20 protein-coding genes and 1 tRNA gene are annotated in these 22,346 nt (G+C 68.4%); 8 read left to right on the forward strand and 13 right to left on the reverse strand.

What is annotated here, in order from left to right; genetic code table 11:
- Positions 1-10 precede the first annotated feature (10 nt).
- From KBY97_RS05650 to petH, 6 genes are all read right to left on the reverse strand, one after another.
- Positions 11-703 carry a GAP family protein gene (locus tag KBY97_RS05650; protein ID WP_255145691.1) on the reverse strand — a complete coding sequence of 231 codons (693 nt, stop codon included), beginning with the start codon at positions 701-703 and terminating at the stop codon, positions 11-13.
- 53 nt (positions 704-756) lie between these two features.
- Positions 757-1,005 (reverse strand): acylphosphatase, encoded by a 249-nt coding sequence (locus KBY97_RS05655; RefSeq protein ID WP_255145692.1) that lies wholly within the window; start codon positions 1,003-1,005, stop codon positions 757-759.
- Positions 1,006-1,007: 2 nt separating this feature from the next.
- Positions 1,008-2,561, reverse strand: coding sequence for a cobyrinate a,c-diamide synthase (locus KBY97_RS05660; RefSeq protein WP_255145693.1), 1,554 nt, complete (start codon positions 2,559-2,561; stop codon positions 1,008-1,010).
- Positions 2,562-2,597: 36 nt separating this feature from the next.
- Complete coding sequence (locus tag KBY97_RS05665; protein WP_255145694.1) at positions 2,598-3,887, reverse strand: glucose-6-phosphate dehydrogenase assembly protein OpcA; 1,290 nt, start codon at positions 3,885-3,887, stop codon at positions 2,598-2,600.
- A 55-nt stretch (positions 3,888-3,942) separates the two neighbouring features.
- Entirely contained in the window at positions 3,943-5,466 is a 1,524-nt protein-coding gene (gene zwf, locus KBY97_RS05670; protein ID WP_255145695.1) for a glucose-6-phosphate dehydrogenase, read from the reverse strand.
- 137 nt (positions 5,467-5,603) lie between these two features.
- A complete protein-coding gene (gene petH, locus KBY97_RS05675; RefSeq protein ID WP_255145696.1) occupies positions 5,604-6,779 on the reverse strand; it encodes a ferredoxin--NADP reductase in 1,176 nt (391 codons plus the stop codon).
- A 263-nt stretch (positions 6,780-7,042) separates the two neighbouring features.
- Between petH and KBY97_RS05680 the strand changes: the two genes are divergently transcribed.
- On the forward strand, positions 7,043-7,513 hold the full coding sequence (locus tag KBY97_RS05680; protein WP_255145738.1) for an SRPBCC family protein: 471 nt from the start codon (positions 7,043-7,045) through the stop codon (positions 7,511-7,513).
- A 376-nt stretch (positions 7,514-7,889) separates the two neighbouring features.
- Here the strand turns inward: KBY97_RS05680 and KBY97_RS05685 are convergent.
- Positions 7,890-7,962, reverse strand: a tRNA-Glu gene (locus tag KBY97_RS05685).
- 74 nt (positions 7,963-8,036) lie between these two features.
- Complete coding sequence (locus KBY97_RS05690; RefSeq protein WP_255145697.1) at positions 8,037-9,230, reverse strand: histidine kinase; 1,194 nt, start codon at positions 9,228-9,230, stop codon at positions 8,037-8,039.
- Positions 9,231-9,474: 244 nt separating this feature from the next.
- On the opposite strand from KBY97_RS05690, the gene KBY97_RS05695 reads away from it, so the two are divergent.
- From KBY97_RS05695 to pepN, 3 genes are all read left to right on the forward strand, one after another.
- A complete protein-coding gene (locus KBY97_RS05695) occupies positions 9,475-9,888 on the forward strand; it encodes a cAMP phosphodiesterase (RefSeq protein ID WP_255145698.1) in 414 nt (137 codons plus the stop codon).
- 140 nt (positions 9,889-10,028) lie between these two features.
- Positions 10,029-10,571 carry a hypothetical protein gene (locus tag KBY97_RS05700; RefSeq protein ID WP_255145699.1) on the forward strand — a complete coding sequence of 181 codons (543 nt, stop codon included), beginning with the start codon at positions 10,029-10,031 and terminating at the stop codon, positions 10,569-10,571.
- 54 nt (positions 10,572-10,625) lie between these two features.
- Positions 10,626-13,349 carry an aminopeptidase N gene (gene pepN, locus KBY97_RS05705; RefSeq protein ID WP_255145700.1) on the forward strand — a complete coding sequence of 908 codons (2,724 nt, stop codon included), beginning with the start codon at positions 10,626-10,628 and terminating at the stop codon, positions 13,347-13,349.
- Positions 13,350-13,355: 6 nt separating this feature from the next.
- Here pepN and KBY97_RS05710 read toward each other — a convergent pair whose 3' ends face one another.
- Positions 13,356-14,570, reverse strand: coding sequence for a glycoside hydrolase family 10 protein (locus KBY97_RS05710; protein ID WP_399217358.1), 1,215 nt, complete (start codon positions 14,568-14,570; stop codon positions 13,356-13,358).
- A gap of 50 nt (positions 14,571-14,620) precedes the next feature.
- The gene (locus KBY97_RS05715; RefSeq protein ID WP_255145740.1) at positions 14,621-15,616 is read right to left on the reverse strand and encodes a ribose-phosphate pyrophosphokinase; all 996 of its coding nucleotides are present in this window, start codon (positions 15,614-15,616) and stop codon (positions 14,621-14,623) included.
- Positions 15,617-15,739: 123 nt separating this feature from the next.
- On the opposite strand from KBY97_RS05715, the gene KBY97_RS05720 reads away from it, so the two are divergent.
- Entirely contained in the window at positions 15,740-16,261 is a 522-nt protein-coding gene (locus KBY97_RS05720; protein WP_255145701.1) for a hypothetical protein, read from the forward strand.
- A gap of 54 nt (positions 16,262-16,315) precedes the next feature.
- On the opposite strand, the gene KBY97_RS05725 is transcribed toward KBY97_RS05720, so the two are convergent.
- Entirely contained in the window at positions 16,316-17,341 is a 1,026-nt protein-coding gene (locus tag KBY97_RS05725; protein ID WP_255145702.1) for an LCP family protein, read from the reverse strand.
- Between the two features lie 104 nt (positions 17,342-17,445).
- Here KBY97_RS05725 and KBY97_RS05730 point away from each other — a divergent pair, with 104 nt between their 5' ends.
- Both KBY97_RS05730 and malQ read left to right on the forward strand, forming a co-directional pair.
- Entirely contained in the window at positions 17,446-18,648 is a 1,203-nt protein-coding gene (locus KBY97_RS05730; RefSeq protein ID WP_255145703.1) for a Coenzyme F420 hydrogenase/dehydrogenase, beta subunit C-terminal domain, read from the forward strand.
- Complete coding sequence (gene malQ, locus KBY97_RS05735) at positions 18,645-20,189, forward strand: 4-alpha-glucanotransferase (RefSeq protein ID WP_255145704.1); 1,545 nt, start codon at positions 18,645-18,647, stop codon at positions 20,187-20,189. The genes KBY97_RS05730 and malQ overlap by 4 nt, the downstream gene beginning before the upstream one ends.
- Here malQ and KBY97_RS05740 read toward each other — a convergent pair.
- Together KBY97_RS05740 and KBY97_RS05745 are read right to left on the reverse strand one after the other, a co-directional pair.
- Positions 20,156-21,073, reverse strand: coding sequence for a RodZ family helix-turn-helix domain-containing protein (locus KBY97_RS05740; RefSeq protein ID WP_255145705.1), 918 nt, complete (start codon positions 21,071-21,073; stop codon positions 20,156-20,158). The two genes, malQ and KBY97_RS05740, sit on opposite strands and share 34 nt — an antisense overlap.
- A 16-nt stretch (positions 21,074-21,089) precedes the next feature.
- Positions 21,090-21,827, reverse strand: coding sequence for a pseudouridine synthase (locus KBY97_RS05745; protein WP_255145706.1), 738 nt, complete (start codon positions 21,825-21,827; stop codon positions 21,090-21,092).
- Positions 21,828-22,028: 201 nt separating this feature from the next.
- On the opposite strand from KBY97_RS05745, the gene KBY97_RS05750 reads away from it, so the two are divergent.
- Positions 22,029-22,346, forward strand: a 318-nt coding sequence (locus KBY97_RS05750; protein WP_315857145.1) for a sigma-70 factor domain-containing protein, incomplete at its 3' end; no start/stop codon positions are given.

Below are 22,346 nucleotides of genomic sequence, written 5' to 3' on the forward strand. Positions count from 1 at the left end.
CCTGGCGGGCTCAGACCATCCGCAGGCCTTCGATGCCCTGCCAGGCCAGGTAGGCCGCCAGCGCCAGGCTGAGGCCGCCCACCACCAGATCCCCCCGGGCGAACAGCAACCGCTTGGCGCTCTCCAGCAGTGGCAACACGCGATCACGGGCCAGGGCCACCGCCAGGAACGGCACCAGCAGCAACACGCTGGACGCCAGGGTGAAGGCCGCGGCCATCAGCAGCTCCTGGCCGCGGCCCAGCTGGGCCTCCAGCAGCGCCGACGCCCCCTTGGCCATCAGAAACAGGTCGTCCGGGCTGACCACCTCCAGCGCGGCCCCGGCGCCGATCAGCAGCGGCAGGGGGAGGCGGCAGAAGCGGTCGAGCTGGCGGGTCCAGCCCGGAGCTTCCGCCGGACCATCGCCGCGGCTGGCGGGCAGCAGCTCCCGCACCCCCAGGGTGAGCAGGGCTCCGGCCCCCATCAGATCCAATCCCGTGCGGTGGCTGCTGCCCTGCTCCATGGTGAGCAGCAGACCGTGCCCGAGGGTGAGCAGCACGGCCACCATCGCGGCGATGGTGACGACCCAGCTGAGCACGAACAGGCCGCCGCGCCGCAAGGGATGCTCACCGAGCAGCAACAGCAGCAGCAGGCCCACATGGATCGGGCTGAGGCTGATGCCGCTGCCGTAGGCGATCAGTTCGGTCCAGAGCGTGGGGTTGTGCATCGAGGCGCCAGGGCGCGGTGTGCGTCCCGGCCAGGATGACGCACGCGCCGCGCTCAGCGGCGGATCTCGAACCAGTCGTCGCCGGCGATCGGCATCAGGCTGGGGATCACCTCACTCACCAGCGCCCCGGCCGGCCCTGACTCGCACCAGAGGCGCAGGTCGAGGAGTTGCTGGTTCTGGCCTTCCGCCTGCACCTCCACCGACCCATCGCTGCGATTGCGTACCCATCCCGCCACCCCGAGCGCGGTGGCGGCACGGCAGCAGGCCTGGCGGTAGCCCACGCCCTGCACGTGGCCGCGCACGATCAGCTGCCAGCGCTCCCGTGACGCCAGGGAGCCGGCGCTACGGCGGCTGCCGCTGCCACGGCGAATGGAGCTGTCTGCCGGGCTGCGGCGTGGAGGCGCCGGCAGATCGCCGAACACCCAGCCCAGTGGAGGTGAAGCCAGGTGGCGTGAAGCGTGCGCGTCGTCCATCCTTCGCTCCGCGGTGGGCAACCCCATCCCTCAAGTTGCCATAGCTGCTGGATTCCGTCCATCACGCCGTTGCTGGCCGACATACAGGAAGCCGCACCGGGCGCAATGGCTGGATTGAGCGCGGAGGCTGCATTGAGCGCAGTAGGCGCAGTGGGGGTGGGGTGCAGCTCCCAGCGGTGGAATTCATGGCCGCAGACAGGTTCGCCGCAGCGTGCCACCAGCCCGTCGTGGCTGGGGGTGGCCTGGCGGTAGCCCAGCTGGAGGGCTCCGCGCCGGGCCGTGAACGGCAGCAGCCCGGCCATCGGGTAGGCCTGGCCCTGCGGATCCTCCAGCGCCTGCCCCAGCAGCAGCAGGCCGCCGCATTCGGCATAGATCGGCAGGCCGGCGGCTGCGGCACGCCGCAGGTCGGCCAGGCTGCGCCGGGCGGCTGCCAGCTCCGGCGCATGCAGCTCCGGGTACCCGCCCGGCAGGATCACTCCCTGGCAATCCGGCGGCAGCGGTGCGTCTGCCAAAGGCTGCCAAGGCCGCAGCTCTACCCCCATCGCCTCGAGCAGTTCGGTGGCTTCCGGATAGCGGAAGTGGAAGGCGGCATCGGCGGCGATGGCCAGGGTCACGGGCTCGGGCACTGCAGCTTCGCCTTCAAGCCCGAGCGCCCAGCGGATCGGATCGCCGCCGGAGGAGCTGGCTGGTGAGCCGGAGGGTGCAGAAGAGGGGGGCGCCAGCAGGGGCAGCAGCCGCTCGAGATCGAGGTGTCGCTCAGCCAGCGCTGCCCACTCTGCGCAGGTGGCTTCGAGGTCGTGCAGTTCATGGGCCGGCAGCAGGCCCAGGTGCCGGGACGGCAGGCTCAGGCTCGGATGGCGCGGCAGCATGCCAAGCACCGGCATGCCGATGGCCGCGAGGGCTTCGCTGAGCAGGGCCTGGTGCCGCGCCGTGCTGACGCCGTTGAGCACCACCCCGGCCATGGTGAGGTCGGAGCGGTGATGCCGGAAGCCGTTGACCAGCGCCGCCACCGAACCGGCCTGACGGCTGGCTTCCACCACCAGCACCACCGGCAGCTGCAGCGCCGCGGCCAGCTCGGCGGAGCTTCCCTCGTCGCCGGGCCCGCGGCCATCGAACAGGCCCATCACCCCTTCCACCAGGCAGTGGTCGGCCTGACGGCCCCACCAGTGGAAGCTGCGCTCCACCCAACCGGAACCGCAGAGCAGACGGTCGAGGTTGCGGCACGGCCGGCCGCTCACCCGGGAAAGCAATTGGGGATCGAGGTAGTCGGGACCCACCTTGAAGGTCTGGACACTGCGGCCGCGCTGACGCAGCATCGCGGTGAGCGCCAGAGTGAGCAGCGTTTTACCGCTGCCGCTGCAGGGGGCCGCAATCAGACAGGCCATCGGTGCCGGGCCTCCGCCACTGCATTCAAGGCCGCGTCAGTGGGGCAGCAGCTTGGCCGCCAGCGGGGCCGCGGCGGCCAGCAGGGGAGTGGTGGAGTCGTGGCCGCCGCCCAGCAGCCGCCCCATTTCCATCTCATCGGATCCGGGCACTTTGGGCACCACATCTTCCGCCAGCTCCATGCGTGCCACGCCGCCGGCCTCCAGGCGCATGCAGCCGCCGGTTTCCGAGCAGAGGATCACGCAGAGCGGCTGGCGGTCATCGGGCTCGCAGATCAGCCGCAGCCCCACGATCGTGCCCGGGTGGCTGCTGGGGATCCCCACCGGCACCGGCATCAGCTTGAGGCGCACTTCTGTGCCGTCGCTGCGCTCAAAGTCGGCGCCGATCGCATCGCCGTCCATGTTGTAGCTGGTCACAAAGTGCCAGCCGAGCCGGTCGGCGATCCAGGCGGCCAGCAGCAGCCCCTGCACCGGATGGCTGCCCTCCACGTCGATGTCGAGATGCACCACGTGGCTGAGCGATTCCCGCCGGCCGGGGGGATCGAACACCATCGCCAGTGATTCCCGCCAGCCGCGCAGCCGCAGCCAGTTGAGGTCGTTGACGGCGGTGCTGCTGTTGACGCGCTCCTCCAGCAGATCAAGGCAGCGGCGCGGCGGGCCGAGCGCACTGTCGATCACCAGCCGACGCCCCGGGCTGCTGAGGGCCGCCAGCAGATCGGGTGCTTCCTCCAGAGATCCGTTCCACCACACCCAGCAGGGCAGGTCGTCGGGCACCAGGGGCTGGAGCAGGCTCAGGCCCTCGCGCAGGGCGTCGAAGTCGCCCCTCAGCACCACCACATCTCCGCAGGTGGCGCCGTTGTTGCCTTCCTCGCTGAGCGGGCAGTAGGCCGCCACCAGCGTTTCCAGGCCGGCGCTCTTGCTGAGGGTGGGCGCCAGGGTGATCAGCCGGCGCGGCTGATAGGCGCTGATGGCCGATTCCACGTGTTGGCCGCGCAGGTCTTCGCCAACGTGATCGACACCGGTGTGCTCGCCCAGCGCCATGGCCAGCTCCGGCGCCAGCGGTGAGGTACTGGGGGGAAGGCCGCAGAAGTCGACCGCTTCCCGCGCCGCCTCCAGCACTTCCGGGCGCACCACGCCGGTTACCGGGCCCTCCAATCGGCCCAGCCGCACCAGATGCTGCTCGACCCAGGCCGGTTGCCACACCAGCAGGGTGAAGGTGCTGGCCCCGCTGCTGTGCTCCAGATCGTGCTGCCAGAGCTTCTCCAGGTAGCTGGTGAGCTCGGGGGGTGGCAGCTCCACCGGGGCCTGAAGGGTCAGTTGGGGAGTCATGGGGAAAGGGGCAGGGCGGGTGGACGACGGGCGTGTGCGTTGGGGACCGGGCGGTTCAGGGTCGGCGCCACATCAGGTCGTCGCTGGCGAGCAGGCTGTCGGCGGCGGCGGGGCCCCAGGTGCGGGCCTCATAGGGCTGAACAGGAAGTTGCCAGGGGCTGTCCTCGATCAGCTCCAGCAGGGGGGTGTAGAGCCGCCAGGCCGCTTCCACTTCATCGCCGCGGGTGAACAGAGTGGGATCTCCCAGCATGGCGTCGGCGAGCAGGCGCACGTAGCCCTCATCAGAGGGTTCCCCGAACGATTCGTCGTAGGAGAACTGCATGTCGACCGGCCGGCTGCGCATGCCCGATCCCGGCGCCTTCACCTCGAAGCGGAACTCGGCGCCCTCGTTGGGCTGGATGCGCAGGATCAGCTGGTTGGCGGTGGGGCTGCCGCCAGCGGCATCGAATAGGTGCACCGGCGCCTCACGGAAGGTGAGCACCACCTCGCTCAGCCGTTTCGGCAGCTGCTTGCCGGTGCGGAGGTAGAAGGGCACCCCTTGCCAGCGCCAGTTGTCGATGAACAGCTTCATCGCCACATAGGTTTCGGTGGTGCTGTTGGGGTTGACCCCTGGCTCCTCCCGGTACCCCTTGATCGGCCGGCTACGGGAACCGCCGGGGCCGTACTGGCCGCGCACACAGCAGTTCCAGGGCTCGGCCTCATCGGCGAGGCGGGCGGCCTGCAGCACCTTGGCCTTTTCGTTGCGGATCGCTTCCGGGTCGAAGCGGCCCGGCGCTTCCATCGTGGTGAGCGCCAGCATCTGGGTGAGGTGGTTCTGCACCATGTCGCGCAGGGCGCCGGAACTTTCGTAGTAGCCGGCCCGCTCCTCCACCCCCACGGTTTCGGCGGCGGTGATCTGCACGCTGGAGATGAAGTTGCGGTTCCAGATCGGCTCGAAGATGGTGTTGGCGAAGCGCAGCACCAGGATGTTCTGGACCGTTTCCTTGCCCAGGTAGTGGTCGATCCGGAACACCTGGTTTTCCTTGGCGCAGGTCTGCACGATCCGGTTGAGCTTCTCGGCGCTGCCGTAGTCACGGCCGAAGGGCTTCTCAATCACCACCCGGCTGCGCAGCGGGTCGTTCAGCAGGCCGGCGTCGGCGAGGGCGCGGCAGCCGCTGCCATAGAAAGTGGGCGACACCGACAGGTAGAAGGTGCGATTGGAGCGGGTGGCCCGCAGCCGGTCGATGCCCTCAAGCCGCTGGCCCAGGCGCACCAGATGCTCAGGCACCTGCAGGTCCACCGGCTCGTAGAAGAGGCCGCTGCTGAACTGCTCCCAGGCGCTGGCGTGGTCAGCCACCTCGTCTGAGAGGGCCTCCGCCATGCGGGCGCGGAACTCCTCGTCGCTCCAGGGGCGGCGGGCACAGCCCAGCACGGCGAATTCGCTGGGCAGGCGCCGCTGGCGAAACAGCTCGAACAGGGCCGGGATCAGCTTGCGGTGGGTGAGGTCGCCACTGGCGCCGAAGATCACCAGACACTGGGGTGGGATCACCCGCTCCTGGCGCAACCCGACCCTGAGCGGATTGGTGAGGACGGCGGTCATGGGGGAAGGGCAGGCCGGATCCCACCACGAAAGCCGGGAACCGGTCACCCAAGCAGTGCTCAGCGTGGTTTGTGGGGGTTTCGGCAAAAAAAAAGCCCGCCGGCAAGGCGGGCTGAGCGGTGCGATGGGGCGCGGGCTCAGTAGGTTTCCACGTGCCAGCGCTCGGCCTTCTTGAGTTGAGGGCGCAGCTCAGACCAGTTCAACCCTTTGGCGTCGGCGGCTTTGCTCATGGCTTCGTCGATGCCGGGTTCCATGCCCCGCAGACCGCACATGTACACGTGGGTCTTGGGATCTTCGATCATGTTGAAGATCTCTTCACCGTGTTCCGCCACCCGGTCCTGGATGTACATGCGGCCGCCCGATGGATTCTTCTGCTCGCGGCTGATGGCCTTGGTGTAGCGGAAGTTGTCGGGGAAGTGGTGCAGGTAGCTCTGGAGATCGTCTTCGTAGAGCAGGTTGGGCGTGGTGGGCACTCCCATGATCAGCCAGGCCTTGCCTTTGAACTGGTAGTGGGGGTTGTGCTCACGCTCGCCGGGATCGAACATACGGCGCAGGTAGGCACGCATCGGCGCGATGCCTGTGCCGGTGGCCAGCATGATCACGTTGGCGTCTTCGTCGGGCGGAAGCAGCATCTCCTTGCCCACCGGGCCCGTGATCCGCACCTTGGCGCCGGGCTCAATGTCACAGAGGAAGGTGGAGCAGACGCCGTTGATGGTTTCGCCGTCCTTCTCGTATTGGAGTTGGCGGACACAGAGCGAAACGGTTTTGTCTTCGAGGTTGTCGCCGTGGCGGGTGCTGGCGATCGAATACAGACGCAGCTTGTGCGGCTTGCCGTTGGCGTCGGTGCCATCGGGAATGATGCCGATGCTCTGGCCTTCCACGTAGTGGAGGTTGCCCTCGGAGAGGTCGAAGGTGATGTGGTTCACCCGGCCGATCGCCCCCTCGGTGAGCAGGGAGTGGTTGCCGAGCACGGTGCCCACATAGGGATCCTTCGGCTTGTAGAGGTTCACGGGCACGGCCTCGTGCTTGCCCGGTTCTTTGGCGGCGGTGGTGGTCACAGGAGCAATGGCGGGGGGGGCGACCGGGTCGGCGGGGCCGGGGTCAGGAGAAGGGGCGGGGGCCTGGTCGGCTTGGGTGACCGAGATCAGTCGTCCTCCCTGCTGGTTGATCAGGCGCAACGTGGCCTGCATCCGGGACAGAGGCACCATGAAGCGACGTTCGGCCGTTCGCTCTCCAGGACCCTGCAGCCCTTCCACCACCAGGGTGAACATGCGGGCATCGGACTGGCGAAGCGCGGCGGTCGAGGTGCGCATGAAGCGACTCACTGCGGAAAAAGGCAGACAGATCTTAGGCAACGCTCCGGGGCAAGAACCGCCTCCCCAGCCCGTGCGTGGATCCTGACGTCAGCACCCGGGCATCAAGGCTAGGTTTGGTGCGCGACAAAAGGTTGTCCTCTCCCCTACGTTCCCCGGCACTGGGGTGTTTCTACGTGGTGTCTCCCGCCGGTTCGCTCATCACTCCGTCAGGCCTGGCCACGGCACACCACTCCTGCGCCCTCGACACCATCCAACAGGAGATGGAGCGCCTGCCCCAGGGGGCTCGTCGCCTGGCGGTTCAGCTGCGGGTCGACCTCGCAGACGACTTGATCTGGTCGGTGCTCACCGATTACGAGAACCTCAGCCGCTTCATCCCCAACCTCTCCACCTCCCGGCTGTTGTGGCGCCGTGACGACCGGGTGGGGCTGGAGCAGGTGGGTTGTCAGCAGTTCTGCGGGCTGCGCTTCTCCGCCCGTGTGGAGCTGGAGCTCCAGGAAGTGCGGGAGCACGGCATGCTCCGTTTCGCCATGATCCAGGGCGATTTTCGCCGCTTCGAAGGGGCTTGGCAGGTGAGCCCCGATCCGATCGGCTCCCGGCTCCTCTACGACCTCACTGTGCAGGGGCGCCCCGGCATGCCGATCGCCCTGATCGAGCAGCGCCTGCGCGAAGACCTGGCCGCCAACCTCCGGGCTGTGCAACAGGAGGCGCTGCGGCGCTCAGGCCGCCTTTGAAGTCACCAGCCGGTGTCTGTCGGCGATGGCGGCCCACCAGAGAGGGCCGCTGACCGGAAGACGCCACCGGGTTGCGCGGTCACATGGGAAAGGTCAGCCGCAGTGGCGCGCTTCAGACAGGAATAGCCATTGTCAGACAAAGCAATGGCCGGGCGGCGGTGGCCAGAAAAAATGTTTGTTCGCGACCAAGTCTGTGGCAAATAAAATTATAACTAGAAGACATGTCTAGGGGGGGGAAGTGCTTTGAAGCCCTGGATTGAATTTGATCTCAACCCAGGGTTGTTAATGCCGTTACCAAGTAAGACAACAACGCGACCCACTCTATATGGATCAAAAAAAACTACTGGATCAAAGAGAAATATGACCGTTGCTGCGATACCCCCAAGGGGATTCGAACCCCTGTCGCCTCCGTGAAAGGGAGGTGTCCTAGGCCTCTAGACGATGGGGGCGAGGCCACGGGTGAAGGGCGTTCTCAGCCTCTCCATCCGACGTATTGGACGCTACGGGTCGGAGTGGCCCTTCGTCAAGGAGGAGAAGGGGCGGCGGCGTTTTGCCCGTTCCACACCGGCACAGTGAAATGGAAGCAGGCCCCTTCCCCCGGCTCTGAAACCACCCAGATCCGTCCATCGTGCACTTCCACAATCCGCCGGCACACGGAAAGACCCACCCCGAAGCCTGAGGTGGTGCCGGAGGTCTGGGGCAGGCGCACCCGCTCCAGGAACACCCGCTCCTGTTCGTGGCGGGGGATGCCCGGTCCGGTGTCGCACACGCTCACCTGCACCCACTGGTTGGTGCGGTGCAGCAACGTGAGGTGCACCTGACCCCCGTCGGGCGTGAATTTCAGGGCGTTCTCGATCAGGTTGAGCAGCACCTGGCGCATGCGCCGCTGGTCAGCGAACACGGCGGGCAGGTCGGCGGGGATGTCGGTGATCAGCTGGAGGTCGCGGCCCACCCACAGCTTTTCCAGCTCCAGGATCGCTTCCGCCGCCACCGAGGCCAACCCCAGCTGCTGGGGATTGAACAGGGCTTCCCAGCGGGTGGTTCCCACCTCCAGCAGGTCTTTGGAGAGGTGCTCGATGTCGTCCAGCCGCCGGTCCAGCACGTCGCGGCAGCGGGTGGGGTCGATGTGGCCGAGCTGCAGGCTCTGCAGCGCCAGCTTGGCGGCGGTGAGTGGCGTGCGCAGCTCATGGGCGACCATGCGCAACAGGCGCTCCTGCACGCCCAGCCGCTCGATCAGGGTTTCGTTCTCCTGGCGCAGCACCAGCAACTGATCTTCCAGCTGCAGCTCCCGCTGGGTGCGGCTGCCGTCCATCTCGGCGGGACGCAGGCTCATGCCCAGGCCGCTCACCACCTCGCGCTGCTGCCAGCGCGGCAACCAGCCCTTGAGCTGCTGCAGCACGGTGTTGCCGGCGAACACCTGGCGGGGCTTCGGCTCGAGTTTCACCAAGGCCGGCGTGGCCACCAGGCGGTGGAGCTCCAGCAACTCCGGTCGCTCGGCTGGATGGGCCACCTCCAGATTCACGTCGAAGCCGGTGTCGCTGCTCTGAAGCAGCTGCATGACGCCGCGCAGGTCGGCGGTGGCGAGGTGGTACGGCGCCGCCACCAGCAGCAGTTTCAGCGGGCGACGCGGCGGCGGTGAGGCCTCAGGGGGATGGGTGGTGGGGTTAGGCCCCCCCGCAGCAGGCACCGTCTGGCAGGTCCAATACGTAGACGCCACCTTATGGGTTCAACTGCAGTTCATGGCAGGGGGCTGCGCCGGATCGGCGGTCTGCGGGCATGCTGGCGGGGCGCGGGCTGTTTCAGGCCCTGTGGAGACAAGGGGCAGGGGGGGCACGCGTGCCGGCACGGAGAGTGGGCGATGCAAAGGTGCTGGACGATTGAAGTTCCTCGGCTGGTGAAGCACGATGGAGGTTCATGCGTCCTCCGCTTTGCGTCATCTGCCTCGCTGGAGCCGGTCCCTCGTGGCGGTCCCTCTCCTGCTGCTTCCCCTCGCACTTCTGCCCACCGCCGCTGAAGCTGCGCCGGCCACGGAAGCGGAAATGCAGCTCTACACGCGGATCGGTGCGGTCAATGTCTGCATTGCCCGTGCGGCCGGCGTGGAGTTCGACAAGGCCGTGGCCATCGCCGGTGAAACCATTGCGCAGGTGCTCCAGGGGGTGCACACCGGCAAGATCCAACAGGTGGGCAATCAGACCCTCACCCTTGAAGATCTGCGGCGCGGTTCCGTGAACTCGGCCGTGATCGGTGCCGTTGAGCTCTGCCCCAAGCAGGTGCCGCCGGATGTGGTCAAGCGGGTGGAAGCGGCAATCAAGCAGGGGGCTGGCGCCAGCCCAGCTCCAGGCCCCGCTGCCCCTGCGCCGGCCGCTCCGAGATAGGGCCTCCCTGGCTGGCTGGGCCAACCGCTCAACTGGCGGTCGCATCCAGACGCGGCTGACCCCCCGGTCAGTCGCAGTTCATTCAGGGCTTCTGGCTTTGCTGAAGGCATCCCTCCGGGGTGTTCTTCGCCAACGTCGTCATGACCTTCCCTTCATCGTCTGCCCTGCTGGCCGCCGGCCTGCTCAGCGTCGGTTCCCTGACTCCGCTCGCGGCCCAGGCCCAGTCGTTCGGGTTTCCTGGCCAGGGCTACCAGCAGGTGCAGGTGTATCAGCAGCAGCCGGTGTACCGCCAGGTGCCCGTCTACCGCCAGGTTCCTGTTTATCGCCAGGAGCGTGTCTACCGCCAGGTGCCGGTCGTTCAGCAGGTGCCGGTGTACCGCCAGGTGCCCGTAGTCCAGCAATTTCCGCAGTCGGGCGTGATTCCTGTGCGCAACTATCCCGCTCCTTATCAGGATTACCAGGGGCAGGTGAACGGCTTCAATCCACCTCAGACCTTCGAAGAAGCGCAAGCGCTGCAACAGCGCTGCTCGATCGGCCGGCTGGTGGGCGGCGTGATCGGTGGTGGCATCGGCTACGCCGCCTCCCGCGACCAGGGCCGCACCTGGGCGGTCCCGCTCGGTGCGCTGCTGGGCTCCCAGGTGGGCTGCAACGCCGGCCAGGGACGCGGTCCGCTGCCTTGGTGATCGCGGCGCTGCCCGGCAGCCTTCAGGATCGGAGGGTTGTTCTCCCCTGGGTCGATGCGTGACGTGCGCCTGGCCGATTACCGGCCCTACCCCTACGCGCTGGAGCGCACGGACCTGACCGTGCGCCTCTTCTCCGACCACGGCGTGGTGGAGGCGACCCTTTCGTTCCTTCCTGTGGCGGGGGCATCCTCTCCAGGGGCGGCGGCGCCTGCAGCGACAGACGCCCAGGCCGGTCCACCCCTGGAGCTGCGGGGGGTGGGGCTGGAGCTCGAAGCCCTCGCCATCGACGGGGAGCCGCTTCCGCCCACCGCCACCCACCAGGAGGAGGGGCTTCTGGTGGTGCTCCAGCCGCCCCAGCGGCCGTTTGTGCTCACCAGCCGGGTGCGGATCGATCCCTATACGAACACCACCCTGGAAGGGCTCTATGCCAGCGGCGGCATGGTGACAAGCCAGTGCGAAGCCGAAGGCTTCCGTCGCATCACCTTCCACCCCGACCGTCCGGATGTGCTCAGCCGCTTCCAGGTGCGGATCGAAGCGGACCAGGAGCGCTACCCGGTGCTGCTCTCCAACGGCAATTGCCAGGCTGCCGGTGCCCTCGCCGATGGCCGCCACTTTGCGGTCTGGGACGATCCCTTCCCCAAGCCCTCCTACCTGTTTGCGCTGGTGGCCGGCCGGCTTGAGGAGGTGCGCGGCAGCTTCACCACCGCCAGCGGCCGGACGGTGCAGCTGCGCCTGCATGTGGAGCCGGGCGATGCCCCCTACACCGCCCATGCGATGGCCTCGCTGCAGCGGTCGATGGCCTGGGATGAGCAGGTGTACGGGCTCGAATACGACCTCGATGAATACAACATCGTGGCTGTGCGCCATTTCAACATGGGCGCCATGGAGAACAAGAGCCTGAACATCTTCAACTCCAAGCTGGTGCTCGCAGATGCCGAAACCGCCACCGATGGTGAGCTCGAACGCATCGAAAGCGTGATCGCCCACGAATACTTCCACAACTGGACGGGCAATCGCATCACCTGCCGTGACTGGTTCCAGCTTTCCCTCAAAGAAGGGCTCACGGTGTTTCGCGATCAATGCTTCACTGCCGATCTGCACGGCGCCGATCTCAAGCGCATCGAAGATGTGGCGATGCTGCGCAATACCCAGTTTCGCGAAGATGCTGGCCCCACTGCCCACCCGATTCAGCCGGATCACTACCAAGCGATTGACAACTTCTACACCACCACCATCTACGAGAAAGGTGCGGAAGTGATTCGCATGCTGCACACCTTGTTGGGCCCTGCCACCTTCATGCGCGGCATGGCGCTCTACGTGCAGCGCCATGACGGCACCGCCGCCACCACGGCCGATTTCCTGCAGGCCATGCAGGACGCCGCAGCGGAAGCCTCTGCCGCCCCCGCCGGGCAGAGCGGCAATGGGCAGCGTGACGATTCCTCGCCGTTGCGCTTCAGCTTCAAGCAGTTCAGCCGTTGGTACCACCAGGCGGGCACCCCCGTGGTGTCGATCGAGCGCCAGTGGGATGGCGCCACCGGAGCGCTTGCCCTGACGCTGCGCCAGCACACCCCCGCCACCCCCGGCCAGCCGCACAAGCAGCCGCTGGTGATTCCCCTTGCCCTCGCCCTTGTGGGCGAAGAAGGCCAGGTGCTGCCCCAGGCCGGCCGTTCGCCCGTCGTGCTGGAGGCCGCGGAGCGGCAACTGCGCTTCGAGGGGTTGCCCCCGGGCCCGACCCCGCCGGCTTTATCGGTGCTGCGGGGCTTCTCGGCACCCGTGCGGCTTGAGCTTGCCCGGCCGAATGCGGAGCTGCTGCAGCTGTTCGCCTGCGACAGCGACCCCTTCGCCCGCTGGGATGCGGGCCAGACTCTGCTGCGGCAGGCGGTGCTGGCACGGGCCGCCGGTCGCAGCGACCAGGAGCTGGAGGGCGGGCTGATTGCTGCCTTCGCCGCGATCCTCGCCGACACCAGCTTGCCGGCCGCCAGCCGCAGCGCCTTGCTGGCGCTTCCCGGCATGGCCGAACTGGAGGATCTGGCCCCTCAGCCGAATCCTCCAGCGCTGTTTGCGGCCTTTCTGGCCCTCGAGCGCGCCTTCGGCGAAGCCCTGGAAACCCCGCTGCAGGATGCGCTCGCCGCTTGCCGCCCCCAGTGGGAGCGGCCCTGGCCGCAAGGGCAAGGTGAGCGCCGCCTGACCGCCACGATCTGGAGCTGGCGGGCGGCAGCCGGCGATGAGGCCGTGCGCGAGGCGGCTGCCGCTGCAGTGGACGGACCCTCGATGACGCTCGCCCGCGCCGGGCTGCGGGCCCTGCAGGTCCATTCCTGTGAGCAGCGCCGCCGGGCGGTGGAGGCGTTCTATCAACGCTGGCAGGAGAAGCCGGTGATTCTTGATGCCTGGTTCGCCCTGGAGGCCAGCGCCCCCTTTGCTGATGGGCTGGAGCGGGTCGCTGCTCTGCTGGCCCATCCGCGCTTCGATCCAGCCGCTCCCAACGCGATCCGCGCGGTGCTGGGGGGCTTTTCCGCCAATACGCCGGTGTTTCATGCGGCTGACGGCACGGGCTACCGGTTCATGGCCGAACAGATCGTGGCGCTCGACCGCCGCAACCCGATCACGGCGTCGCGGCTGGCCAAGCTGTTCAGCCGCTGGCAGAGCTATGGACCGGCCCGGGCTGCGCGCATGCGCGAGGCCCTGGAGCAGCTGGCTGCGGCCGAACTCTCCGCTAACACCCGCGAAGTGGTGGAGCAGTGCCGCTCAATCGGCGCCCGTGAGGGCGCTGCAGCTTGAAGGCGATCAGCGGGGCGCGGCCCCGCCGCTGGTGGCCTGTCCTTTGTCCGCGGTCTGCCCGCGGCCGAAAGCCTGGCGGTGCAACCGGGTGAAGGCGTCGCGCCGGAAGGAACCTCCCTCGGGCCCGGCGTAGTTGCCCCAGAGGCCCTCCCAGTAGAAATAGATCACCCCGTGGCCCCGCTGGGCCGCCAGTTCCACCTTCTGGTTGAGCGTGGCCATGTCGGGGGTGCGGCCGCCGAATCCGGCCAGGATGCCGATCTCCACCGGTAGGCCCCACTGACGGGCCTTCACCAGCGCCGGCTGATCGAGATCGCGGGCGAAACCGCGCACCGAAAAGGCGTAGTTCTGCACCACCAGGTCATCCACCAGCTTGCCGAGCGCCCAGAGTTCCCAGTCCTGCAGCCAGTGGTTGTAGGCGAAGCGGAAGGGTCCGGGAGAAAGGCTGATCACGGCGGCGTTGTTGCTGCGGCGCAGGTCGCGGCGCAGCTCCCGCAGCAAGCCGGTGAGCTGCTGGCGCCGCCAGCTCATCCATTCGCGGTTGTTGAAATCCGCGGGAGGTTCCCGGCCCTTCTCCTTGCTGAACAGGGCCCGGGTGTAGGGGTCATAGCCCAGCTCCACCGGCCAGGCGAAGTGGTCGTCGAGCTGAATGCCATCGACACCACAGCGCTGCACGATCTCCTGGATCAGGCCGATGAAGCGGGCGCGCACGCCGGGATGGGCCGGATTGAGCCACACCCTCAGATCCTTGAGCGGTGAGGTTTTCAGGTTGGCGCCGTGCATGGCGTAGAGGGTGGAGCCATCGCTGCGCTGCAGCACCCATTCCGGATGGCGCCGCACCACCTCCGCGTCGGCGGGCTCCATCATTCCGTATTCGAACCAGGGGATCACCTGCATGCCGCGCCGCTGGGCGGAGCGGGTGATATGGCAGATCGGGTCGAGCCCCGGGGCGGCCTTCAGCAGGGCCGGCTCGGTGGGCGCAAAGCGGCTGCGGTGGAAGGTGGTGCCCCGGCTCCACACATTCGGGTAAAGGGTGTTGAAGCCTGCGGCTGCCAGTTCCCCGACGGCCTGCTCGATCCGGTTGCGGTCGTAGTAGAGGGGGCTGGGACTGTTGGTGAGCCACACGCCCACGCGCTGGCTGGTGGCGGCAGCCGGCAGCAGGCCGAGGCCCTGCAGACCTGTGGTGAGCAGCGCCGTGACCAGCACCGGCAGGGCCTTTTTCAGGCGCACCCGCAGGGGGAAGGGAGCCTCACAGCGGTGGCGTTCGGCAGATGTCAGCGGAACATCGAGCTCACCGAGCTTTCTTCGTGGATGCGCCAGATGGCCTCACCCAGCATGTTGGCTACCGAGAGCACCTGCAGTTGCGGGAAGCGGCGGTCGTCGCTGATCGGGATGCTGTTGGTGACCAGCACCTCTTCAAACAGGCCGGGCTCGGAGAGCCGCTCGATCGCGGGAGGGGAGAACACCGCATGGGTGGCGCAGGCCAGCACCCGGGTGGCGCCCCGTTGGCGCAGCAGCCGCGCGCCGGCGCAGATGGTGCCACCGGTGTCGATCATGTCGTCGATCAGCACCGCCGTCTTGCCGGCCACATCGCCGATCACCGTGAGGCTTTCGGCCACGTTGTGCCCCGAGCGGCGCTTGTCAATGATGGCGAGCGGGGCGTCGCTCATCTGCTTGGCGAAGGCCCGGGCCCGGGCCACACCCCCCACATCCGGGGACACCACCACCACCTCGCCGAGGTTGCGGGTGCGCAGGTAGTCCACCAGCACCGGCGAGCCATAGATGTGGTCGCAGGGGATGTCGAAGTAGCCCTGAATCTGGGAGGAGTGCAGGTCCATCGCCAGCACCCGATCAACTCCAGACTTCACCAGCAGATTGGCCACCAGTTTGGCGGTGATTGATTCGCGGCCTGCCGTCTTGCGATCGGCTCGGGCGTAGCCGTAGTAAGGAACCACGGCGGTGATCTGCCTAGCCGAGGCACGCCGGCAGGCATCCACCATGATCAGCAGCTCCATCAGGTGATCGTTCACCGGAGCGCAGGTGGGTTGGATCAGAAAAACATCACAGCCGCGGATTGATTCCTGAATCTGGATATAAAGTTCACCATCGGCGAAGCGCTTGATCGCCCGCGGACCATCGGGAACACCGAGATAGGCTCCGATCTCGCGGGCCAGGGCCGGATTGGAGGTGCCACTGAACAGCCGTAGCCGACGGGTGTCGTGGGGGGGTTGGTCCTGCTCGACCCGATCGGCTGTCAGGAAACGGGTCACGGCGGGCGTGAGCGAGGTCGGCATGGAGCTGATGGTAGAAGCCTTCCGGTCGGATGCCGGCGAAACCTGGTGGTATGAAGAATGATGAACCAGTGCCTGCCGGTCGTGCCCAAACAGCGGTCCTTGCTCACATCTCCGCTGGTGCTGGCCGGCGCCGGCCCCCGCGGACTGGCGGCCCTGCCCCTGGCGGCCCCGCGCCTGCAGTCGTTCCTGGCCCTGCCCGCCACAGCTGAACTCAGCGACCTGGGTGCTCGGTCGGCTGAGCCCGATCAGCTGATGGCTGCCCTCCAGAGCCAGCAGGGCGGCGCTCTGGTGGCTCTGGAGGAAGACCCCGGCCGCTGGCTGCCGGTGGGGACTCGCTGGGCGGAGGTGCTCGGCGCCTGGCGGCAGCCCACCCTGCTGCTGATTGCGGCTGACGATGCCGGCAATGGGCTGGCGGCGGCCTACGCCGCCCTGCTGGAGCGTTCCGCCGTGCCCCTGCTGGGTCTGGTGCAGTGGGACGGGAGCTGGGATGGCCCGGCCCGCTCCTGCGAGGGTCTGCCCTGGCTCGGCGGGCTGCAGCCCGCCGGCAGCAGCTGCGCTTCAGGCGCTGAAGTGCTGGTGGAGGCCCTGAAGCTGCGCTGGCAGCGCTTCACCAGTTTCTGAATCGATCCCCCCTGAATCGATGCCTGAGATCGATCCAGAAAACCATAGCTGGGCTTATCCCGCCGGCCAGAGCGGCTGCTCTGCTCCTGGCGCCACTTGCCGCAGGGTCTGCCCTGGCTCGGTGGTGGGTGCCAGGGGCAGCTTGTCGTAGCGCACGGTGTGGGCCTGCTGGATCGCCACGTTCAGCAGGCTGAGGATTTCTGTTTCCGTGAGGTTGGTGCCCACCAGCGGCTGCAGCTGCCTCACCTGCTGCGCCAGTTTTGCCGTTCCGCCGGGCCGGCCCAGTTGCTCCAGCAGGCCGCCGATCACTTTCTGCTGGCGGCTGCGCCGTCCACTGAGGCCGTCGTCGCTGCCCTTGAAGCGCACCAGCTGCTCCACCTGTGGCCCCTTGAGCACCTGCAGCCCGCCCTGGAGTTCAATCCGATAGTTCTGGGTCTTGTCCTGGTAGCGAATGGCCTGATCCAGGTTGACCTCCAGCCCGCCCAGGCCGTCCACCAAGGTGCGCAGCACCTGGCGCGGCATCACCACATAGCGCTCGGGCTGCCCCGGATCGAGGCCCACCAGCTCCCCCACGCCGTCAGCCGTGAGGGCAGGTCCGCCAAGTCGATAGAGGGCCCCGAGGGTCTGCAATTTCTGTTGACCCGGCACCTGTACGGCCAGTTCCGTGGGCACGTTCAGCACCCGCATCGCCCCGTCCGGATCGGCCCGGATCAGCAGCAGGGTGTCGGCGTTGGCGGGGCCGCGGGGGGCAGCACTGTTGGTGCTGGCATCGAGGCGGTCGGCGTCGGTGCCGATCAGCAGCACCGTGATGGGCCGGATCGGCGGATCGGCCAGATCCTTGTTGAGACCGGCTTGATCGCTGCTGACCAGGCCAGGGTCGGGCCGCGACCACACGCGCTCGAACAGGACCGCCGTGCCCACAGCAGCGAGCAGGGCCAGGCTCAGTTTCCACAGCCGGGAACCCCACCGGGCGCGGGGGCGGCCGCCGGCCTGCGCCTGGGCCGGATCCGCTGGCGGCCCCGCCGCCCCGCTTGCTGCTGGCGCCGCACCCCGCCGGCGTGACTTGCTCCCGCCTGCCACCTTCACTCTTGCTTGCGAAGGCTCAACTTTGCCGCAGCTCCGGCATGCAAGTCGGACCTGCCGATAGGTTGAACCTCCCATGCCCCGTCAGGCCGGACGCCGCTTTGACAGCCGCCCCTCCCCTCCCTCACGAACGGGCCCGGCCCCTGCCCAAGGGCAGCACCAAACCGGCCAAGGATCTCTGCAGCGACTGCGGCCTGTGCGACAGCCGCTGGGTGGCCTACGTGCGCCAGGCCTGTGCCTTCCTCCACCAGCGCTTTGAGGCGATGGAGGAAGCCGCCCACGGCCGCAGCCGCGACCTCAGCAACGACGACGAGCTCTATTTCGGCGTCAGCCAGCGGATGGTCACGGCCCGCCTGCAGGCCCCGATCGACGGGGCCCAGTGGACCGGCATCGTGTCGCGGATCGGCGTGCGGGCACTGGAAACAGGCCTGGTGGATGCGGTGCTGTGCGTGCAGCAGAGCCCCGACGATCGCTTCACGCCGGTGCCGGTGCTGGCGCGCACCCCCGAACAGGTGCTGGCGGCACGGGTGAACAAGCCCACCCTCTCCCCCAACCTGGAGGTGCTGGAGCAGTTGCCCGGCAGCGGCATCCGCCGCCTGCTGGCGATCGGCGTGGGCTGCCAGGTGCAGGCGCTGCGGGCCGTGCAGCCCACCCTGCCGCTGGACGCCTTCTACGTGCTGGGTTTGCCGTGCGTGGACAACGTCAGCCGCCAGGGCCTGCAGACTTTTCTGGAAAGCGCCAGCGATTCGCCCGCCACGGTGGTGCACTACGAGTTCATGCAGGATTTCCGCATCCATTTCCGCCATAGCGACGGCCGTGAGGAAACGGTGCCCTTCTTCGGCCTCGATACGCCCCGGCTCAAGAATGTCTTCGCCCCCAGCTGCCTGAGCTGCTTCGACTACGTGAACGGCGGCGCTGACCTGGTGGTGGGCTACATGGGCGCCACCTTCGGCCGCCAGTGGCTCACGGTGCGCAACCCCCGCGGCCAGGAGCTGTTGGATCTGGTGGAGGCGGAGCTGGATCTGGCGCCGGTGAGCAGCCGCGGCGACCGCCGCGCCGCCGTGCAGCAGGGCATCGACGCTTACGACAAGGCGGTGCGCCTGCCCCGCTGGCTCGCTGAGGTGGTGGGCTTCTTTGTGCAGCGTGTTGGTCCGCAGGGGCTGGAATACGGCCGCTTCTCGATCGATTCCCACTTCACCCGCAACGCCCTGTGGCTGCGCCGAAACCATCCTGAAATGGCCGAGCGCCACATCCCCGCCTTCGCCAAGGAGATCGTGGCCCGTTACCGCCTGCCGCGCCCGTGAGCGACGCCGCCCTTCCCCCAGGCCCTGAGACAGCGGGCCGCTGTGCTGTCTTGCTGCACCCCACGGCCCTGCCTGGCACGCCCGGCTGCGGCAGCTTCGGCGCGGCGGCCCATGCCTGGATCGACCTGCTGGCCGACCACGGCATCGCCGCCTGGCAGTTGCTGCCGCTGGCCCCCGCCGACGGCACCGGCTCTCCGTACAGCTCCCCGAGCAGCTTCGCGCTCAATGCCTGGTTTCTCGACGGCGAGGCGCTGGTGGCCGACGGTTCCCTTGAAGCCTCTGATCTCTCCGCCCTGCCGTCCGGTCGCACCGACCGACTTGACCTGGAGACCTGCCCACGGCGCTCGGCGGCCCTGGCCCGGGCGCTTGAGCGGCGCTGGCCCCAGCAGTCGGCCGAGCGCCAGGTCGCTTTCCAGCGCTGGTGCCAGGCGGCGGCTCCCTGGCTGGTGGAGCACTGCCGCTTCATGGTGCTGCGGGAGCTGCAGGGCGGCCTGCCCTGGTGGCAATGGCCCGCTCCGCTGGCGCAACGACAGTGGCGGGCCCTGCGCCGCTTTGAGCGGGAGCAGGCGGTAGCCCTGCGGCAGGAGGCTTTGGTGCAGTGGCACCTGGAGCGCCAATGGCAGCACCTGCACGACCATGCGCGCCGCCGCGGCGTGCAGCTGATCGGCGATCTTCCATTTTATGTGGCCCACGACAGTGCCGATGTGTGGGCCCGCCGCCGCCTCTTTTCGCTGCGCCGGGATGGCTCCCTCACCCTGCAGAGCGGCGTGCCGCCCGATTACTTCTCCGACACCGGCCAGCTGTGGGGCACGCCGGTCTACCGCTGGCCCCTGCATCGCCTCACCGGCTTCCGCTGGTGGCTGCGGCGGCTGCAGGGGCAGCTGGAACGGCTTGATCTGCTGCGCCTCGATCACTTCCGCGCGCTGGAGTCGTATTGGGCGGTGCCCGGCGAGGCACGCACGGCCCAGCAGGGTGAATGGCGCGCGTCGCCTGGCGTGGCGCTGCTGCGGGCGTTGCGTCACCGGCTGGGCGGCCAGCTGCCCCTGATCGCCGAAGATCTGGGCGTGATCACCCCGGCGGTGGAGGCCCTGCGCGACCGCTTCCGCCTGCCGGGCATGAAGATCCTGCAGTTCGCCTTCGATGGCAACGACAGCAACGCCTACCTGCCCGAGAACTACGTGGGCCACCATTGGGTGGTGTACACCGGCACCCACGACAACGCCACCTCCATCGGCTGGTGGGACTCCCTGCCCGAGGACCAGCGGCGTCAGGTGGGTGAACGGATCGGCCAGATGATCGAGGCGCCGGGCTGGCAGCTGCTGGAGCTGGCGCTCGCCTCGCGCGCAGAGCTGGCGGTGGTGCCCCTGCAGGATCTGCTCAGCCTGGGCGATCAGGCCCGCTTCAACACCCCAGGCACGGCGGGGGAGGCCAACTGGAGCTGGCGGCTGGAGCAACCAGTGGAGCAGCTTGGTGAACCGATTGCCGCCCTGGCCGCTCTGGCGGCCCGTTACGGCAGAGTGGCGGCCGGCGGCACGCGGTAAACCCCTGGCCGGCCGGCTTCGGCCTCCAGCGGCTGCTCGTTCCAGCGCACGGCCCCGCTGCCCGCCGCCGCGGGGGGCTCAAGCTGCAGCTGCAACGGTGGCTGCAGCTGCAGCACCAGGGAGCCCCGCGCCCCCTGCAGCTGGGTGCCTTCTCCCGAGTCGCTGCTCAGCTGGAGGCGCGTGGGCTGATCCAGCCGAAGACGCAACACGCCGGGCCCACCGCCTGCCTGCTGTGCTTCCCGGCTCCATTGCTTCTGCGCCACCCCGCGCGCCGCCTGCTGCAGGGGGCGCAGGTCGGGGTGCACCTGCAGCAGCAGGGCGTTGCTGTCTGGTGGCTTCACCCGTTCCGCGTCCGTGAGCGGCGGCACGGGCCGCAGGGTGAGCTGGTTGGCCGCCGCCAGTTGCTGCTGCTGCAGGTTCACGGCGTAGATCAGGCCGCCGGTCAGCAGGCCGTACAGCACCGTGCCTTGCCAGCTGGTGAAGACATCGATGGAGCCGGGCGTGAAGCGCCTCAGCAGCGACGGCCGTTTGCTGTGGCCATCGAGCGGGTGGGATTGCAGCGGCAGGGCGGCACTGAGTGCGTCATGGTCCAGGTCGAGATGCCGCTCCAGCAGCGCCAGCATCGTGCGCAGGTAGGCCGCCTCCGGCAGGCGGTCACGCCAGCCCCGCTCCAGCGCCTCGATCACCGGGGTGCTGATGCGGGTTTCGCTGGCGAGCTGGCGCAGGCTCAGGCCGTGCTCCTCCCGTTTCTGGCGCAGCATCCGGCCGAGCTGCAGCAGCGGATCTTCCGGCGCCGGTGGGGCTGGGGCCGCCGCCGATGGCTCCAGCCGCAGCCGCCGCCGCAGGGCCTGGGGAAGCAGGGAGGTGATCCGGGGGCGCGGCATCGGGAGCGGCGAAGGGTCAGCGCTGGTGACCAGCACCGGAAGCAGGTTCGAACCATTGTCGAGCGTCGATGGAACGCCACTGGCCCTGCTGAAGGGCGCCGAGCTGCAACTCCCCGATCGCCACCCTCAGGAGATCCAGCACCGGATGGCCCAGCAGGGCGGCGGTGCGACGGATCTGCCGGTTTCGGCCTTCCCGCATCTTCACTTCCAGCAGCATGCTGGTCGCCGACTGGCGGAGGCGGCGCAGCTGCACCGGCAGGGCGGCCTCGCCGTCGAGCGCCACGCCCCGTCGCCATCGCGCCAGCACCGCCTCGCTCGGGTGGCCCTGCACCAGCACCCGGTAGGTCTTGCCGTGGCCGTGGCGGGGATGGGTCAGCCGCAGGGTTAGGGCGCCGTCGTTGGTGAGCAACAGGGCGCCGCGGCTGTCAATGTCGAGCCGGCCCACCGGGTGCAGGCCGGTGCCCTCGGTGAGGGCGGCCGGCAGCAGATCCAGCACTGTCGGTCTGCCTTGTGGGTCATTGCAACTGCTCACCACGCCCGGGGGTTTGTGCAGCAGCAGCGTCTGACGGGGCACGGCAGCCCGCAGCGGCTTGCCGTCGAGTTCCACCAGGTCGATGGTTGCATCGGCCTGATCGCCAAGACCGGCCACGCTGCCATTTACCCGCACCCGCCCCTGGAGCAGCAGGTCCTCGGCGCGGCGCCGGGAGCAGACGCCGGCAGCGGCCAGCAGCTTCTGGAGTCGCTCCCGCGGCATGCTTCCGGCAACGGAGGTCCCGGCGGCCGGTGTCGCCGGGGGTGGGCAGAGCCGCATTCTCCCCCGCGCCGGTGGCAAGTGGGCACGCAGCTGGTTGGCGCAGGACTGGTGCGCAGCTAGCAGGGGCTGGGCTGGTGCGCGAACGATCAGGGATGGTAAATTACGAAACACAAACGTTTCCTAACCCTGCGAAACGCCACCATGTCTTCCCCGCCCTTGGCCACGGTTGATGCTTCCAGTTCCTCCATGGCGAGCGGCGATCTGGTGCGCTCGTACCTGCGCGACATCGGCCGTGTGCCGTTGTTGAGCCATGAGCAGGAGATCACGCTGGGCCGCCAGGTGCAGGAGCTGATGCGCTTGGAGGAAACGGAGCTGGAGCTGGAGATGCGCGCCGGTGGGGTGAAGCCCACGTTGGAGGTGCTGGCGGCGTCGCTGGAGCTGCCGGTGCCGGTGCTGCGCCGCAAGCTGGCGAGCGGCCGCCGGGCAAAGGAGCGGATGGTGGCAGCGAACCTGCGGCTG

Origin of the sequence: Synechococcus sp. ATX 2A4 (assembly GCF_024346375.1) — a bacterium.
In the GTDB taxonomy this organism is placed as follows: Bacteria; Cyanobacteriota; Cyanobacteriia; order PCC-6307; family Cyanobiaceae; genus MW101C3.